Raw genomic sequence first — 15,445 nt, forward strand, 5'->3', positions numbered from 1 at the left:
CTTCTTTCGTGCGTGGTCGGATCGGTGGGGGCTCAGTGGCCGTGGCTGGTGGCGGTGGGGTGAGCGGTGGTGGGGGGGTGAGCGGTGGCGGCGGCCTGCGGCCCCGCGCGGACGGTGAACTCGGCGGTGCGCACGACGTCGCCGTGGCGGAAGTCCAGGAACAGGCGGTAGTCACCGGCGGACGGGGCGGTGGCGTAGAAGACGACGTCCGGGCCGGGTGCGGTGGCGCTGTCGCCGGGTTCCCCGGCGGGGTGGACATGCAGGTAGGCCAGGTCGCCGTCGCGCAGCGCGACCAGGTGCCCGTAGGCGCCCAGGTAGGGCTGCAGATCGGTGACCGGCTGTCCGGCGCGGCTGACGGACAGGGTCAGCGGCGACTCCGCGCCCGGGGTCAGCTGCCCGTCGAGGGTGACGGTGTAACCGTCGACCTTGGCGGTGCGGGATGCCGCGGGCAGCGGCTGAGGGGCGTAGTGGCCGGCTACGGCGACGTCGGCGCCCAGGACGAGCGCGGCGTTGCTGCCGGCGGGGTCGAAGTCGGCGAACAGCCGCCAGGCGCCGGCGGTCAGGTCTAGCGGGGTCGACCAGATGCCGGCGGAGCCCAGAGCCGGGTGCACGTGCTGGTAGCCGCTCAGGTCGCGGCGGACCGCGATCAGGTGCAGATCCTCCTCGTGAGCGGTGTCGTAGGCGGTGACCGGGCGGCCGTCAGGGCCGAGGACCCGAAATGACACCCGGGTTGCGGCGCCGGCCGGAAGGCTGTCGTCCACGTCGAGGGTGTAACCGTCCTGCGAGACCTGCAGGCCGCCGGGCAGGTGGGCGTTGGCGGCGCCGCCTGGCGCGGTGGTGTCCCTCGCGGGTTCCCTGTGCGTGTCGTGGGAGGCGGCGGGCGGGCCAACGGGTCCGACGGCGGCGCCGACGCCGGTCGCACCGGCGAAAACGGCGAGCAGGCCAAGCGCGTAGGCGCCGAGTTTGACGGGCGTGTTCATGAAGCTGCCTTTCTGGCGCCGGCGTCAGAGGACGCAGGGCGTGGAGTGACCTGGTAACCGGCCTCTTCGACGGCCTCGGCGATCGCGCCGTCGGGCACCGCCTCGTCCGCCTCGACAGTCACGCGGCCTGCCTTCACATCGACCCGCACGCCGATGACGCCGGTAATCTTGTTGATCTCCGCGGTCACCGATCCGGCGCAGTGGTCGCAGGTCATGCCGCGGACGGTGTAGTCCTTCTTGCTCACGGTCTCTCCTTCGAGGTTGCCAATACCTCCGGGGGGTACCGGCACCCTACACCACCGTACTCCCTGGGGGTATACCTCCACGCGAGACTAGTTGCGGAATGGGCACCAGGACCTGCTCGGCCAGCGGCGCATGCGCCGCTGGCCGCGCCGCCGCTGGGAGCGCTGTCGCAGGCCGACGCCACCTGGTCGACCCGGCGCCGCTTCCCACGGCGCCGCTGGTCGACCGACGGTGGCTGAATGGATTCGCGCGCGGTTCTGGCCGGCCTGACCTGCGTGAGCCGGCCTGCGTGAGCCGGAGGAGGACATGTCACCGGCGCAGATGCCGAGCTAGAGCACCTACGTCAACAGCACGAAGCTGACCATCATCGGCCGGCCGCAGCCGGCGAGTGGGGAGGTTCGACCTTCTAAGCGCCCGCGGCGACGCTCACTTCGCTTTCGCGCCGCACTACAGCGATCACCGCTTGGTAGCCGCTGTCGACGCGACGCGGCGGGGCGTGGGCGCTCGGTCGGGTTAAGGACCTACACGAGCGGCGCGCGTCGCTGACCGGGCCCGAGCCGATCGACATAATGTGGAGTCGTCCTAGCGCTGACGACTGACAGCGATGCCTTGTTCTCGCTGCCATCACCGGACCAGCGAAGGTCAGTCCTTCGCCGGTTGCTCCTTTACGCTCTCGGCGACCGAACCCGCCCGCGGACTTGCCCACAGGCGGCGCAGTCCTTGTAGTAAGGGCCGCTGCACGCGCACTGCGTGATGAGCTGATCGGCCGGACAGTCACAGATCCCCCGACAGTTGCTGCACATGTCATCACCCCATTCTTGACGGCGGTCAGCCGACCGCTGGGCATTTGTCGATCATGATCGGGGGAATGTAGCCGAATTCAATCGTCGCTTCTCAGTGTTTGGCCACCCGGCTTTCTGTCGTGCCGAACAACGGCGCCGCTGTCCACCAACTGAGCCCGAGGCGTGACTCCTCAAGCTGCACAAGCCAATCCGCACGTGGATTTAGCGATCATTTGTCCAAACACGGCCGCGAGGCGCCAGCCCGGGCCACGTAGAGTTCTGGCCATGGGAGCCGACGTCGTACGAGCGTGCGCCGAGGCCGCGCACGCCGCATCCGGCAGCCTGGCCGCTGCCACTCCGGAGGCCATCGACGCCGCTATCCGCGCGATCGCCGACCGGCTGACTGACGACAAGGCTGCCGACGCGGTGCTTGCCGCCAACGCCGAGGACATGCGGACCAGCGGGCTGGAGAGCGCGATGCTCGACCGGCTCCGGCTGGACCGGGACCGGCTGACCGGCATGGCCCATCAGCTGCGCGTGCTGGCCGAGGTGCCGCACCCGCGATGGTCCCGGGTGGTCCGCGAGCTGCCCGGCGCTCTGGTGGAAGAGCGGCGCAAGCCGGTCGGGGTGATCGGCGCCAACTTCGAGGCCCGGCCCAACGTGGTCATCGACATGGCTTCCCAGCTGCTCAAGTCCCGCAACGCCGGGGTGCTGCGCACCGGTTCGGCGGCGATCGGCTCGGCCGCCGCGCTGGTCGACGAGGTGCTCGCGCCGGCGCTGTCCGGCGCCGGGCTGGACCCGGCCGCGGTCCAACTGGTCCGAGCGCCGGGCCGCGACACCGCCCGAGCACTGGTCGCCCAGCCCCACCTGATCCCGCTGGTCATCCTGCGGGGCAGCGGAGACAGCACCCGTGAACTCACCGCGGAGGCGGCCCGGCACGGCGTCCGCACGCTGGCGCACGCCGACGGCGGCGGCGTGCTCTACCTGGACCGCGCGGCCGACGAGGGCAAGGCGCTGGAGTTGGTGCGGACCAGCCTGGACCGGCTCGGCGTGTGCAACCGGCTCAACCTGCTGCTGATCGCCCGGGACCGGTGGGACGAGCTGCTGCCCGGCGTGCTCGGCGTGTTGGCTGACCTCGGCATCGAGGCCGACCTGCCGCCGCACGAGCACCCCCTCGGGCTGGAGTGGGCGTTGCAGGACGGCAGGGAGGCCACGATCACCGTGGCGCAGGTGGACGGACCGGCCGAGGCGGCCGCGCTGGCCGATTCGCAAACCTCCGGCCTGGCCGCCTGCATAGCCACCGAGGACCCGGCCGCGGCCGCTGCGTTCCTCGACGCGTACTCGGGCACCGGCGCGTTCTGGAACGTGACCACCCGACTGCTGGACGGCTTCAAGCTGCTCGGACTGCCCGAGACCGGCATCAACGTGGACCGGGTGCCGGGTCCACGCGGCCCGGTCACCTTTCTCGACCTGCACCTGCGCCAGTTCGTGGTGACGCCCCGCTAAGCCGGTGTCTCACCGCACTGCGGCGTGCGCCTCTAGTACGGCGAGCGGCCGTAGCCGAAGGCGAACAGCGGCGTCTTGCCGTCGCCGAGGTTGATCGGCTCGTCGGTGACCGCGCTCGGCCAGCTCACCGGCAGCTTGCCGGTGTAGCCGCTGCCGAACAGGTTGTCGACCAGGCCGGCGCCCTCGGTGCCGGGCAGCCACGCCGCGACGAACGCGTGGGCTTTCACCAGTTGGTCCTTGATGATCACCGGCCGGCCGGACTCGAGGATCGCGATGCACTTGGTGACCCGCGCGCAGATGTCGCCGAGCGCGGCGGAGTTATCACTGCCGAACGCCAGGGTCGAGCTGTCACCCTGGCCTTCGGCGTACGGTGTCTCGCCGCCCACCCAGATGCCGATGTCGGCCTTGTAGTTGCCCTTGGTCCTGGTGCCGACGTTGGTCACGGTGATGCCGGTACCGGCAGTTTGCTGTTGCAGCGCCTGCCAGAACGTGGTGCCGCCGGTCGTGGTCGCGCCGCTGGCGCCCTGCCATGAGATCGACCAGCCACCCATCTGGTTGCCGATGTTGTCGGCGTGCTTGCCGCCGACCACGAGCTTGTACGTGCCCGTCTTTGCCAGCGGCAGCACACCGTCGTTCTTCAGCAGCACCTGCGATTCCCGGACCGCCTGCCGGGCCACCGCCCGGTGCGCGGCCGAGCCCACCCCGGCGGTGTGGCTGCTGTCGGTGTATGGCGTGTTGAACAGGTCCAGCCCGAACTTGACGGTGAGGATCCGCAGCACCGCGTCGTCAACCCGCGCAAGGGGAATCTGGCCGCCGTTCACGCCGGACACGATGGCGTTGATGGTCGCCACGTAGACGTCGGGCACCATGATCATGTCGATGCCGGCGTTCACCGCGCGCGCCACCTGGGCGGCGTAGGTCGAGTCGGGCAACTGCTTGACTCCGGCCCAGTCGCTGACGACGAGGCCCGTGAAGTTCTGCGCGCCCTTGAGCTTGTCGGTGATCAGGTACTTGTGGCCATGAGCTTTCACACCGTTCCAGCTGGAGTAGCTGACCATCGCCGAGCCCACCCCGGCGGCGATGGCCTGCGTGTACGGCGGGACGTGAATCGCGTCCAGTTCGGCTTCGGTGATGCGGGCGTCCCCCTGGTCGATCAGGTAACCGCTGCTGCCGGTGCCGAACGTCGTGCCGCCGTCGCCCACCCAGTGCTTGGCCGTCGCCAGCACCGACGTCGAGCTCAGGCTGGCGCCCTGCAGACCGGTGACCGCGGCGCCGGCGAGGGCGTTGCCCACCGACGGGTCCTCGCCGAAGCTCTCGTAGGTTCGGCCCCACCGGTCGTCGCGGGCGACGCACAGGCACGGCGCGAAGGCCCACCGGATGCCCGAGCCGAGCACCTCCTGGCGGGTCACGTCCTCGACCTGCTGAACCAGCGCCGGGTTGCGGGTGGCGCCCAGTCCGATGTTGTGCGGAAAGACGACGGCGCCGTTGATGTTGTTGTTGCCGTGCACCGCGTCGATCCCGTAGAGCAGCGGAATGCCCAGGCGGGTCTTGAGCGCGTAGCTCTGGAAGTCGTCGACCATCGCCTTCCACTGCGCGGCGGTGCCGCCGGCGCCGGTCGGGCCGCCGCCGCCACCGCTGAGCACCGAGCCCAGGCCGTAGGTGGTGATATCGGTCTTGCTCGCCAGGGAGTCCCACGACGGCTGGGTCATCTGGCCCGCTTTCTCGGCCAGCGTCATCTTGGACAGGCAGTCCGTGGGCGAGACGCATCCGGCGGCGGCGTCGGCGGTGCGGGCGGGCGTCAACGCCAGCGCGCCGGCGCACAACACCGCGGCCGCCGTCCCAGCCATCTGTCGCTTCAGCCGAGTGAGCCTCATCAGCGGCATGGGAAGCTCCGATCCCTTGATCCGATCCTTCGAGGGGCGCTGCGCGACCCTTCGACCTACCTCGGTCACTCCCCTTGGCCAGCGAGAGCCAGCGAAGGCCCTCTGACGCTTGGAATGGCGTGCTACGACCGTACGGCGGGTTTCTGGAATTGGTCAATAGCGGGCAGAACGTGACGCCTGCAGCTAGCTGACCGCCTCTGCAGCTTGACGACCTTGATCTCGTGATCGTTGAGCCGAGCGACCACCTTCGGCGCCCACTGCTCAGAGAACGAGGAGAGTTTCTGCCCGAGATCGACGGGTGCGTTGGCCATGCTCACAGCGTCGCATGGATGTGGTCAGCGCTGCTCCGGCTCAGTTGTACCACCACCTGGTCCACAGCCTGTACTCCGTCGAGATGTGGACGTAGACGCCTCCTGTGACGCTGTAGCACAACGTGCCGAAGACCGAACATGCCCAGATCTTCTGCCCGTATTTGATCTTCACCTTGTGCTGGACGCCGCGCAGGTTTCCTGTCCTGCTGTCGTAGATGCCGCGGACCTTTTGGTAGTACTTGACCTTCCACTTGACCTTGTACGTGATTCCCAAGCTGAAGATCCTGCCGAGGATCTTTCTCATGATCTTGCTTGCGATGTTCGCGAACGCACGGGCGATTTTGGACTTGTGCACCTTGTGTTTGCCGCTGTACAGCGTCTTGTACCACTTGTAGGCGCCCCATCGCCCGTACTCGAGCCATTCACCGCTGAGGTCGTAGGCATTGACCGGGTCGACGGGATAGGTATAGGCGTTGTCATTGCCTCCGGGCACGGGATCCATCGACAGGAACCGCCCGGTTGCCGGGTTGTAGAGGCGGGCGCCCATGAGGGTGAGGCCACCGCCGGTGTCGCTGGAGCGGCGCTCGGCGCCCAGCCAGCCATAACCCTGGCCCAGCGACGTCGAGCCAACGCGCTCACCGCCGTATTCGGTGGACTCGGCGTAGTTGGTGAGCCCGCTGAAGACCGTCGCGTTTTCCAGGGTCGACACCACGTCGCCGTGCATGTTCGTGACCTGGACGCTGGACGTGCCGTCTGACCTCTGGATCAGACCCAGATCCCCATCGGGACTCAGCACATTGCGGGTCCACGTGCCGGTCCAGCTCGTCAGCCCGTTGGGCCGAGTCTCCTTCGCGATCCACGCAGGTGAGTCGGAGCTGTCGGAGTAGTGGTTCGTGGTTCTGCGTAGCTCGACGCCTTCGGTGGTCTCGCTCAAGGTCGACAAGCGTTGATAGGCGTCCAGGCCATAGGTCTGGGTGTGGAGTTCTCCGTTCGCGGCCGGGAACCTCTGGGCGGTGCTGGCGACCATGTCGTTGGCGAAGTACCTCACCGCCAACCCGCTTCCGCCACTGTGCGCGGTGTCTGCAGGCGGTACGGACCGGGTGCGACCGAAGTAGTCATAGCTATAGCCGGAGTCCATGATCCGATCCGCGATGTCGAACGCGCTCGACTTGACTGTCGGATTCGACGTGGAGCACGCGCCTGCCGCTCCGGGAGGCGCCGTGGCGAGCGCTGTGCGGTTGGAGTCCAAGCTGAACGTGTAGTCGCGCGTGGTGCACTGCCCACCCATGTAGTCCCTGACCTGAACAAGCCGGCCCCTGGGGTCGTAGCTGTAGCCGAACTTCGACAACGGCGAGTCCTCGAACCGGACGCGCGAGTGCGGATCGATCAAGCGGTTGAATCCAGCGACCTTGCTCGAACCGACGACGTAGGACAGCGCTGTCTGATCGCCTCCTTCGTTGAAGGTGGAGGTCGCGATCAGGCCATTGGGATACACGAGTCTGGTGTTGGCGCCATTGGCGTCATAGGCAACGCTGAACTCGTCCGGCCCGGACGGGAGGCCGACGTCGACCTTGGTGACAAGTCCACGGCGTTCGGCGTTTCCGGCGGCGTCCGTTCCATCGTAGGTGTAGGTGTAAGTGCCTTTGCCGTCGTGGAAGGTCTTCGTCCGACCGGCGGAGTCGTAGGTCGTCGTGGCGGTGTTGCCGGTCCCGTCGTTCTCGGTGAGCAGCCGCCCCCAACTGTCCTGGGTCTGAGAGATGGTCTGACCCGCGACCGTGGTTGAGGCCAGGGCGCCGGTCGTCGGCGAATACGTGATACTGGCGTCTGCGACTGGTTGATCGCCCGCGAGCGCGCCCGCCATGCTGAGCGCTCGTGCGGTCGGCCGTCCGGCGATGTCGTAGGAGACCACCGTCGTCCGAGCCATGGGCGTCGACGCCTCTTCCAAGCGCGTCGGATTCATCAGGTAGTCGTAGCCGGTGACTCGCTCCGTGGGAATGGTGGCGTAACTTGCCGCCTGCGACGTGGCGCACACCTGGTCTGCCCACTCGGGTCGATTGCGGCACTCGGGGTCCGGCGACGAGGCGTCAGCGGTGTAGTACTTGGTCATCGTGGAGCGCACGTCCGACCCGGCCCCGTCGGTGGTCGACACTCCTTGAGGCGTCCGGGTCTCGATGATCTTTCCGGCCGAGTCAAAGCGCGTCAATTGAGTGGACCAAATACCACCGCCCATATCCGTTGACACCCGGGTAGGCGTCGTGAGAGCCCAGCCGTCGCCGTCTGTCGGGACGACCTTGTCGTAGCGGTACCGAGTCCGCTGCAGGTCGTAGCCGATGGTGTCGTCTGTGTTCGCGAGGAACTTTCGAGTCTCGACCAAGAGGTTCTGGGGTGGCTCGGCAGGGTCAGGCACCGGCCTGCCGGGCACCAGGCTCGGGTCAACCTCGTCGTCATAGACGTTGACCGTCTTAGGTCGGCCAGATATCTGGGTCCCGTTGGCGAGCATCACGCTGCGGGCGGGTTCCCATACGGCCCAGACCCGAGTGCCATTGGCGGCATAGAGCGTCTTGGTGGACAGCAAGTTCGCGGCGACGGCAGTGTTTCCGCCGGCGGCCAACGCTCTGTTGCGGTTGCCCTCATCAAGTTCCCACACGGTGTTGCCGACGCTGTCGTAGCCCATGGTGTCGATCTGCCAGGCGCCCGCACCGTAGCTTGCCGTGTTCGTGGTCCGGCCCTCGGCGGTGAAATAGGAGATGTCGGCGTACGTCATGTCCACAGTGCCGGGTGCTCCGGGCTCAAAGACCGCGGTGCCCTGGACCGGAACCTGAAGCTGTCCCCAGGCCGAAGCCGCGCCAGGACTGAGGTCGGGAAGTCCAGTACCCGACGTCGGCACTGCGTAAACGACCGCCCAGGTCGCATCCCCTGAGCCGATCGCGGCGTCGTGCGCGCGCTTGACGGTCTCGATCCGCGCGAGGGAATCGAAGCCGAAGCGCCAGGCCTTCTCGCCCGGCGAAGTCAAGCTGGCCAGCATCGTGTGGGTGCCGACGCTCTGGTAGGTATAGGTCCTCTTCAGTGCCGAGGCTCCGTCTCCGACCCGGGGATCCCACGCCGCGGTCAGCTTGCCTGCGGAGTCATAGGAGTACTTCTGGACAGGGATGGTGCTCATCGCCGCGCTCGATCCGGGCAGCCCGTTCGACGCGGGCTTGGGATCCCAGGTCCGCAGATCGACCTGCGTGAGTCGCTTGTCGGCTCCGACCGTGGAATAGGTGAGCTGCAACGCTCGGCAGCCCTTGTCCTGGATAGTGGCGTTGCAGGTCACTCCTGCTGGCGCAGGGACGTAGATGCCTGTGACACGACCGGCAGTGTCCAGTGTGTAGGAGGTCAGCCCGCCTTCTCCGGGTTCATCGACGCGGTCGATGGACCACGTCGCTGAGCCCAGGTGACGCCACACCGTCCGGGTGCCGTCCGGGTCTGAGAGCGTCAGATACTTGGCGCCGGAGACGGTTGTGATAGCCAGCCTGTTGTTGCTCAGCGCCGCCTCGCCTTGCGCGAGGTACGTGCCGTCCTTCTGAGCACCCTTGACCTGTGTCGAGTGCAGGTAACTGAACGAGCTTCCATCGGAGTCGGTAAGCGTGATCGAGGCGTTGCTCGCCGTCGAATCCGACACGGTGGCCGATGAGAAGCCACCATCCGGTCCTTGGATATTCGCGACCCATCCCGGGCCGAACACACCGCCCTGCACCGAAGGCGTGGATCCGAGCGACTGGAAGGAACGACCCACCGTCAGGCTCTCGCCGTAGCCGGCAACGCTGACGTCGCTCTGGTCCAGCACATACTCACCCGTCATCAGGGCTGCCTGCCCCGGGCCAAGGTCGGAGGTGGGGAAGGAGCCGCCGATGGCGTGGGGCAGCATGTTCAAACTCCTGGACGCGGTGCACCGCTGCGTCGGGCTCACCGTGTAGTTGAAGCAGAAGCGCGCCTGGAGTACCGAAGGTGACTCGACGCCCGGCTCGGCGGAGGCGTTCCAGGTCAGGGGGCCGGTGCTGGCGGTGTCACCGAAGGTGGTGGGCACACCAGACCACACGGCCGAACCTGCCCTGACTTCGGTGGCTTGGGTCCAGGCGCCGCTGCTGTCACCGGCGAGGCGCCACTGCAGCAGGGCGCTGGACGCGCCTGCCTTTGACTTACCGGCGACGGTGAACGAATCGGTGGAGCGGTCCTGGTCGTTGGGGCTGACCATGGCTCCGGCGCCCATGCCGGTCTTGAAGGAAGCCATGGACGCGTTGCCCACCTTGTCCTTGGCGATGACGTTCAGCTCGAAGACGCCGTTGTCGGGGACGATGAACGACTTCGAGGTGGCGCCTGCCGACAGGCTGGGGAAGGTCACCGCGTCGCCGTTGAAGGTGGTCTCGAGGGTGTCGACTCCGCTGGCAGCGGTGATGGTGCAGGTGGACGACGAGACCGGTTTGGTGTTGTACCAGGTTCCGCCTGCCAGGCCGCCACACGCGATGCTGGGCGCCGTCGGCGGCGACGTGTCGATGATGAAGGTCGTCGGGTCTGACCAATCGGAGTCGAGGGTCGCGTCGGATGCTCGCCACTGGGCTGTGTACGTGCCATCGGCCAAGCTGGGTGGTATGCGGTAGACCGATGAACCGGAGGCGACTGTTCCCAGCGTCGGGCTCTCGATGACCGTCGAACCCTGCAGGATCTTGAAGGTGACCGTGACCTGGCCGCCGTCCGGGTCCTCGACGCTGGAGGTGAAGGTCGGCGCGCTGGACGAGGTGATGAAGGCCCCGCCGTCGCTGATGGCGGGCGACACTTGAGAGGCGGCCGGCTTCTTCGGGTAGGAGTTGTAGTTCACGATCAGCTTGGGCGACTTCGAGTACGTGCCGTTATCGCCTGAGCGGAACTTCCGCGATCCCGACGCCGCGATGTCACTGTCGGCCGCGATCCGCACACCAGCGTTCGGCGCGCCGGCTGACCAGTCCTTCACGATCTGGGTGGCATCGAAGGAGACGACGCCCTCGGCGGGGCAGCCGGCGGCTCCATAGGACTGGGAGGATTGGCTGGCGCCAGCTGAGGTGACGGCAGGTTGGCTCGCCCACGTCACCGTGCCGGTGTACCAACCGCCGGTGATCCGCGACATCGTCAGTGGGGACCCTGAGCAAGCTCCCGTCTCGAAGTTGGACAGGTTCACCTGAGCCGAGTTGACGTCGAACGCTGACATCTTCGACATGTTCGCCAGGTCGAAGAACAGATACGACCTCGCTGTGGTCACGCCTGCGTCAGTTGAGCCGACGCGCAGTTCAGGTGAGATGATCTGACTGGAGGTGTCACCCGCGCTTTGAACCCAGGTGTCAGAGGTGGCACTCACAATGAACGTAGGGTCGATCGTGACCGGGTACTGCGTGCCAGCAGCTGTCAGCAAGGACATATCCGGCCGCAGGACCAGTGTCGGGACGCCGCCTGAGACCTCAACCGCTGTCGCGATCTTGGTGACTGTCCCCTGGCCGTCCTTGTTGGCGTCCGCGCCGTCCCACATCACCGGGCTCGGCGCCGAGGCCACCCTCGTCTTGCCATGCGAGATCTCGATTCCGCCGGCGTCGGTGACGCGCGCCGTTGCCCCATCCAGGCTGAGCGGAAACGAGAACTCCACCGGGCCGGCGCCGGCCGCTGGCGCTTGGCGCAGGATCACCGAGTAGCTGAACCCGTTGGGACGCGACGTGACCACCAGGTCGCCGTTCTCGGTGACGTCGGGATAGGTCAGCGTGCCGGCCTCGACTGTGGGCGTCGGCAGCTTGCCTGGCCAGCCCACCTTGAGGTCGTGGCCGTCGCCGGTCTTGACCGCCGCGATGGTCGTGTCGCCTCCGTCTGAGAACGACATCTCATAAGCGGACGTCGTGGGAGCGTAGGCGCCGCTCCGCTTCGACAGCTTGGAGTTCAAGCCGATCCAGTCGCCACTCTTGTTCTGAGCGCGGACAGGCCCCGAGTAGGACTCCACGGTCCACGAGCCGTTCGGTTCTGCGAACGTCGAGGCCTCCGGGGTTCTCGCCGACAGGTCTTCAACCCGCGATTTCTGGGCTTGCGCTGTGGACATGGCCGACACCCGATCGGGCCTGGTTGTCACCAGCCCCGTCGCAGGTCGAGCTTTCGTCTGTTCCGCGTGACCGGGGGCGGGAAGAACCACGATGCTCAGGCCCGTCGCAGTCAAGGCCGTCGTGGTCACCAGGATGACGAGCGCTTTCGAGGTGGTGTGGCGCGCGCGAGGAACAGCCAGGCTCATGGACGACCTCCAGTCGATGCCGAGAAGTCTGCCCTATTTATAACTGTTTTACACTGAAATAGAAGATCAGTTAAGAATCAGGGCTGGCTCGGCATGGAAGGTCTGGCTGTACGCGAGAGGGCTGTCTGCGCGCGAGCGATCAACCGCCCTTGAGCCAGTCGCCGACCACCTTGCTCATGCCGCCGACCTGCGGCCGAAAGCCGAGCGTCGCGTAGAACGCCTGCATGTCGTCGGTGAACAGCCCGACGTGTTGGCCCGGCACGGTGGCCAGCAACCGGTTGACCACTTCTCGCCCGACGCCGCGGCGGCGGTAGGGGGTCGCGGTCCAGATGTCGACCAGGTAGGCGTTGCAGACCCCGTCGCTGAGGATCCGGCCGTTGGCGACGAACTCCCCGTTCCAGCGTCCGAAGACGACTGCGTGGGAGTTCTCGTGCGAGCGCCGGTACTGCTCGGGGCTGCGGAGGTTGTCGAAGTCATCGGCCACCAGGGCCCGTTTGAGCGCCGACCAGTCCACGTCGGCCAGCTCTGCGGAGAACACGATCTCAGTCACCGGCTGAGCATCTCATCCGCCCGCACGCCGCGTCCGGCCGCCGGCGGGGCGCCTAGGCTGGAGCGGTAGCTCATGACACGCCAGCCGCCCGGCGTCGATCGCCCTAGACCAGGAGTCCAGAAAATGCCCTTGAGCGACTTCCCCCGCTATCCGCTGCTCTTCGGCCCGAGCCCGGTGCACCCTCTGGAGCGGCTGAGCGCCCATCTCGGCGGCGCCCAGATCTGGGCCAAGCGGGAGGACTGCAACTCCGGCCTGGCTTACGGGGGCAACAAGACCCGGAAGCTGGAGTACCTCGTTCCCGAGGCGCTGGCGCAGGGCGCGACTCACCTGGTCTCGATCGGCGGCGTGCAGTCCAACCACACCCGCCAGGTCGCGGCAGTCGCGGCCAAGCTCGGCCTGCAGGCCCGGCTCGTGCAGGAGAGCTGGGTGGACTGGCCGGACTCGGTCAACGACCGGGTCGGCAACATCCTGCTGTCGCGGATCATGGGCGCGCACGTCGAGCTGGTCGAGGCCGGTTTCGGCATCGGCTTCAAGCAGAGCTGGGAGAACGCCCTGGCCGAGATCACCGACGGCGGCGGCGTGCCCTATCCGATTCCGGCCGGCGCCTCCGACCACCGGCTGGGCGGCCTGGGTTTTGCGAACTGGGCCTATGAGGTGCAGCGGCAGGAGGCTGAGCTGGGCGTCTTCTTCGACACCATCGTCGTCTGCAGCGTGACCGGCTCCACCCACGCCGGCATGATCGCCGGGTTCGCCGGGCAGGACCGGCCGCGCCGGGTGCTGGGCATCGACGCCTCCGCCAAGATCGCCGAGACCAGGTCGCAGGTCGAGCGGATCGCGCGGAACACCGCCGAGCTCATCGGCCTGGGACGGGAGCTGGGCGATGAGGAGATTACCGTGCTGGAAGGCTGGGCCGGGGACTACTACGGCATCCCGGTCCAGTCCACCCTGGACGCGATGCGGCTCACCGGCAGCCTGGAGGGCATGATCATCGACCCGGTCTATGAGGGCAAGTCGATGGCCGGGCTCATCGACCTCGTCAGCACCGGTGAGATCGCGCGCGACTCGACCGTGCTCTACGCCCACCTCGGCGGCCAGCCGGCCATCAACGCCTACAGCGCGCTTTTCAGGTCCTGACGACTGGTCAGATCTTGACGGCGCCGCTGCCCCCGCAGCCAAAGCGCCGTCACCCGGTTACCGTCTGGACATGACCTTCGCACCCTTCACCAAGCTCGCTGACGACGCCGTCGCGTCGTTGTGCGCGCACTACCCCGAGCAGGCCACCTATCTCGGTGACCACAGCCATGACGATCAGCTCAGCGATCCGTCGGCGGCCGCCGGGCAGCGGCGCAGCGCCGAGCTCCGCTCGCTGATCGCGCGGCTGGACGAGCTGCCGGCAGAGCGGCTGGACACCGCCGACGCGGTTGACCGCGACATCCTGCGGACGGCGGCCGAAGGCGAGCTGCTCGAGCTGAACGAGCTTGACGAGGCCAGCTGGAATCCGATGCTGCACAACCCGGGACAGGCGCTGTACGGCTTGCTCTCGCGGGACTTCGCCCCGTTGCCGGAACGGTTGTCAGGGGTGGCCGGCCGGTTGCGCGCGATTCCGGACTACCTGCAGGCCGCGCGGAGCCGGTTGGGCGAGATGTCCCGGGTGCACGTCGAGACTGCCGTCGGGCAGCTGGAGGGCACCCTGGCCCTGATCGAGGGCGAGGTCCCCGCGGCGGTGGCCAAGGCCGGAGGCGTCGGCCCGGACCTGTCGCAGGAGGTCAGCCGGGCGGCGGCGGCGGTACGCGAGCACCAGGACTGGCTGCGTGGCGAGCTGCCCGGCGCCCGGCGGCCGGCCAGACTCGGCCCCGACCTCTTCGCCGACAAGCTGGCGCTCACCCTGGCCACCCCGTGGCAGCCCACGACGTTGCTGGAACAGGCCTATCGCGATCTGGAGCGGGTCGAGCGCGAGCTGGCCGAGCTGGTCGGGCAATCCACCAAGTCGGCCGACGTCGACCGGGCCGTGATCGCCGCCGAGTTCGACCGGCTGGCCGCCGACGCGCCCACCAGCGACACCATCCTGCAGCTGTGCCGGGACGCGCTGACCGAGACGACCGAATTCGTGCGCGAGCACGACCTGCTCACCCTGCACGAGGACCCCGTGGACATCATCGAGATGCCCGAGATCGATCGCGGCGTGGCAGTGGCCTACTGCGTCGCGGTCGGCGCGCTGGAGACCGCGCCGCTGGCCACCCAGTTCGCGGTCTCTCCCACTCCGACGGACTGGCCGGCAGAACGGGTGCGCTCGTTCTACCGCGAGTACAACATCCACATGCTGCACAACCTCACCATCCACGAGGCGATGCCAGGTCATGTGGAGCAGCTGTCGCACAACCACCGTTACCAGGGCGCCAACCCGGTCCGCGGCGTGTTCGGCAGCGGCTCGTTCATCGAGGGCTGGGCGGTCTACGCCGAGGAGCTGATGGCCGGCCTGGGCTACCGCCGCAAGATCTCCGCCGAGGCGGCCGCGGCGGTGCGCATGCAACAGCTGAAGATGCAGGTGCGATCCATCCTGAACACCATCATGGACGTGTCCTTCCACACCGGCGAGCTCGACCAGCGCGAGGCCATGGAGCTGATGACGGTTCGCGGGTACCAGGAGGAGGGCGAGGCCACCGGCAAGTGGCGTCGGGTGCAGCTGAGCTCGACCCAGCTGTCCACCTACTACGTGGGCTACCTCGAGGTCCGCGGGCTGGCCACCGACCTGCGCCAGGCCCGGCCCGCCTGGTCGGACCGGCAGCTGCACGACTCGATGCTGAGCTACGGCTCCCCGCCGGTCCGCTACCTGCGCCAGCTGCTGGAACTGCCGCCGGCCGCATGAGTGAAGATCGCAGCGAGCGCCAGCGAGCGAGGACCGGGGCGAAGGCG

General features: G+C 67.7%; 8 protein-coding genes. 3 read left to right on the forward strand and 5 right to left on the reverse strand.

Going from position 1 to position 15,445, the window contains the following annotated elements:
• Nucleotides 1–32 precede the first annotated feature (32 nt).
• Together VGB75_11010 and VGB75_11015 are read right to left on the reverse strand one after the other, a co-directional pair.
• Nucleotides 33–980 carry a heavy-metal-associated domain-containing protein gene (locus VGB75_11010; protein ID HEY0167559.1) on the reverse strand — a complete coding sequence of 316 codons (948 nt, stop codon included), beginning with the start codon at nt 978–980 and terminating at the stop codon, nt 33–35.
• A complete protein-coding gene (locus VGB75_11015; GenBank protein HEY0167560.1) occupies nt 977–1,225 on the reverse strand; it encodes a heavy-metal-associated domain-containing protein in 249 nt (82 codons plus the stop codon). The genes VGB75_11010 and VGB75_11015 overlap by 4 nt, the downstream gene beginning before the upstream one ends.
• A 1,065-nt stretch (nt 1,226–2,290) precedes the next feature.
• Here VGB75_11015 and VGB75_11020 point away from each other — a divergent pair.
• Nucleotides 2,291–3,511, forward strand: a complete 1,221-nt coding sequence (locus tag VGB75_11020) for an aldehyde dehydrogenase family protein (GenBank protein ID HEY0167561.1) — start codon at nt 2,291–2,293, stop codon at nt 3,509–3,511.
• A 32-nt stretch (nt 3,512–3,543) separates the two neighbouring features.
• Here the strand turns inward: VGB75_11020 and VGB75_11025 are convergent, their stop codons facing one another.
• The 3 genes from VGB75_11025 to VGB75_11035 form a co-directional block, all read right to left on the reverse strand.
• On the reverse strand, nt 3,544–5,358 hold the full coding sequence (locus VGB75_11025) for a glycoside hydrolase family 3 protein (GenBank protein HEY0167562.1): 1,815 nt from the start codon (nt 5,356–5,358) through the stop codon (nt 3,544–3,546).
• 387 nt (nt 5,359–5,745) lie between these two features.
• Entirely contained in the window at nt 5,746–11,796 is a 6,051-nt protein-coding gene (locus tag VGB75_11030; protein ID HEY0167563.1) for a DNRLRE domain-containing protein, read from the reverse strand.
• A gap of 325 nt (nt 11,797–12,121) precedes the next feature.
• Complete coding sequence (locus VGB75_11035) at nt 12,122–12,532, reverse strand: GNAT family N-acetyltransferase (protein HEY0167564.1); 411 nt, start codon at nt 12,530–12,532, stop codon at nt 12,122–12,124.
• Between the two features lie 123 nt (nt 12,533–12,655).
• Between VGB75_11035 and VGB75_11040 the strand changes: the two genes are divergently transcribed.
• Nucleotides 12,656–13,666 carry a 1-aminocyclopropane-1-carboxylate deaminase gene (locus tag VGB75_11040; protein ID HEY0167565.1) on the forward strand — a complete coding sequence of 337 codons (1,011 nt, stop codon included), beginning with the start codon at nt 12,656–12,658 and terminating at the stop codon, nt 13,664–13,666.
• A 70-nt stretch (nt 13,667–13,736) separates the two neighbouring features.
• The gene (locus tag VGB75_11045; GenBank protein HEY0167566.1) at nt 13,737–15,398 is read left to right on the forward strand and encodes a DUF885 domain-containing protein; all 1,662 of its coding nucleotides are present in this window, start codon (nt 13,737–13,739) and stop codon (nt 15,396–15,398) included.
• Nucleotides 15,399–15,445 lie beyond the last annotated feature (47 nt).

It is taken from the genome of Jatrophihabitans sp. (genome assembly GCA_036399055.1).
GTDB lineage: Bacteria > Actinomycetota > Actinomycetes > Mycobacteriales > Jatrophihabitantaceae > Jatrophihabitans_A.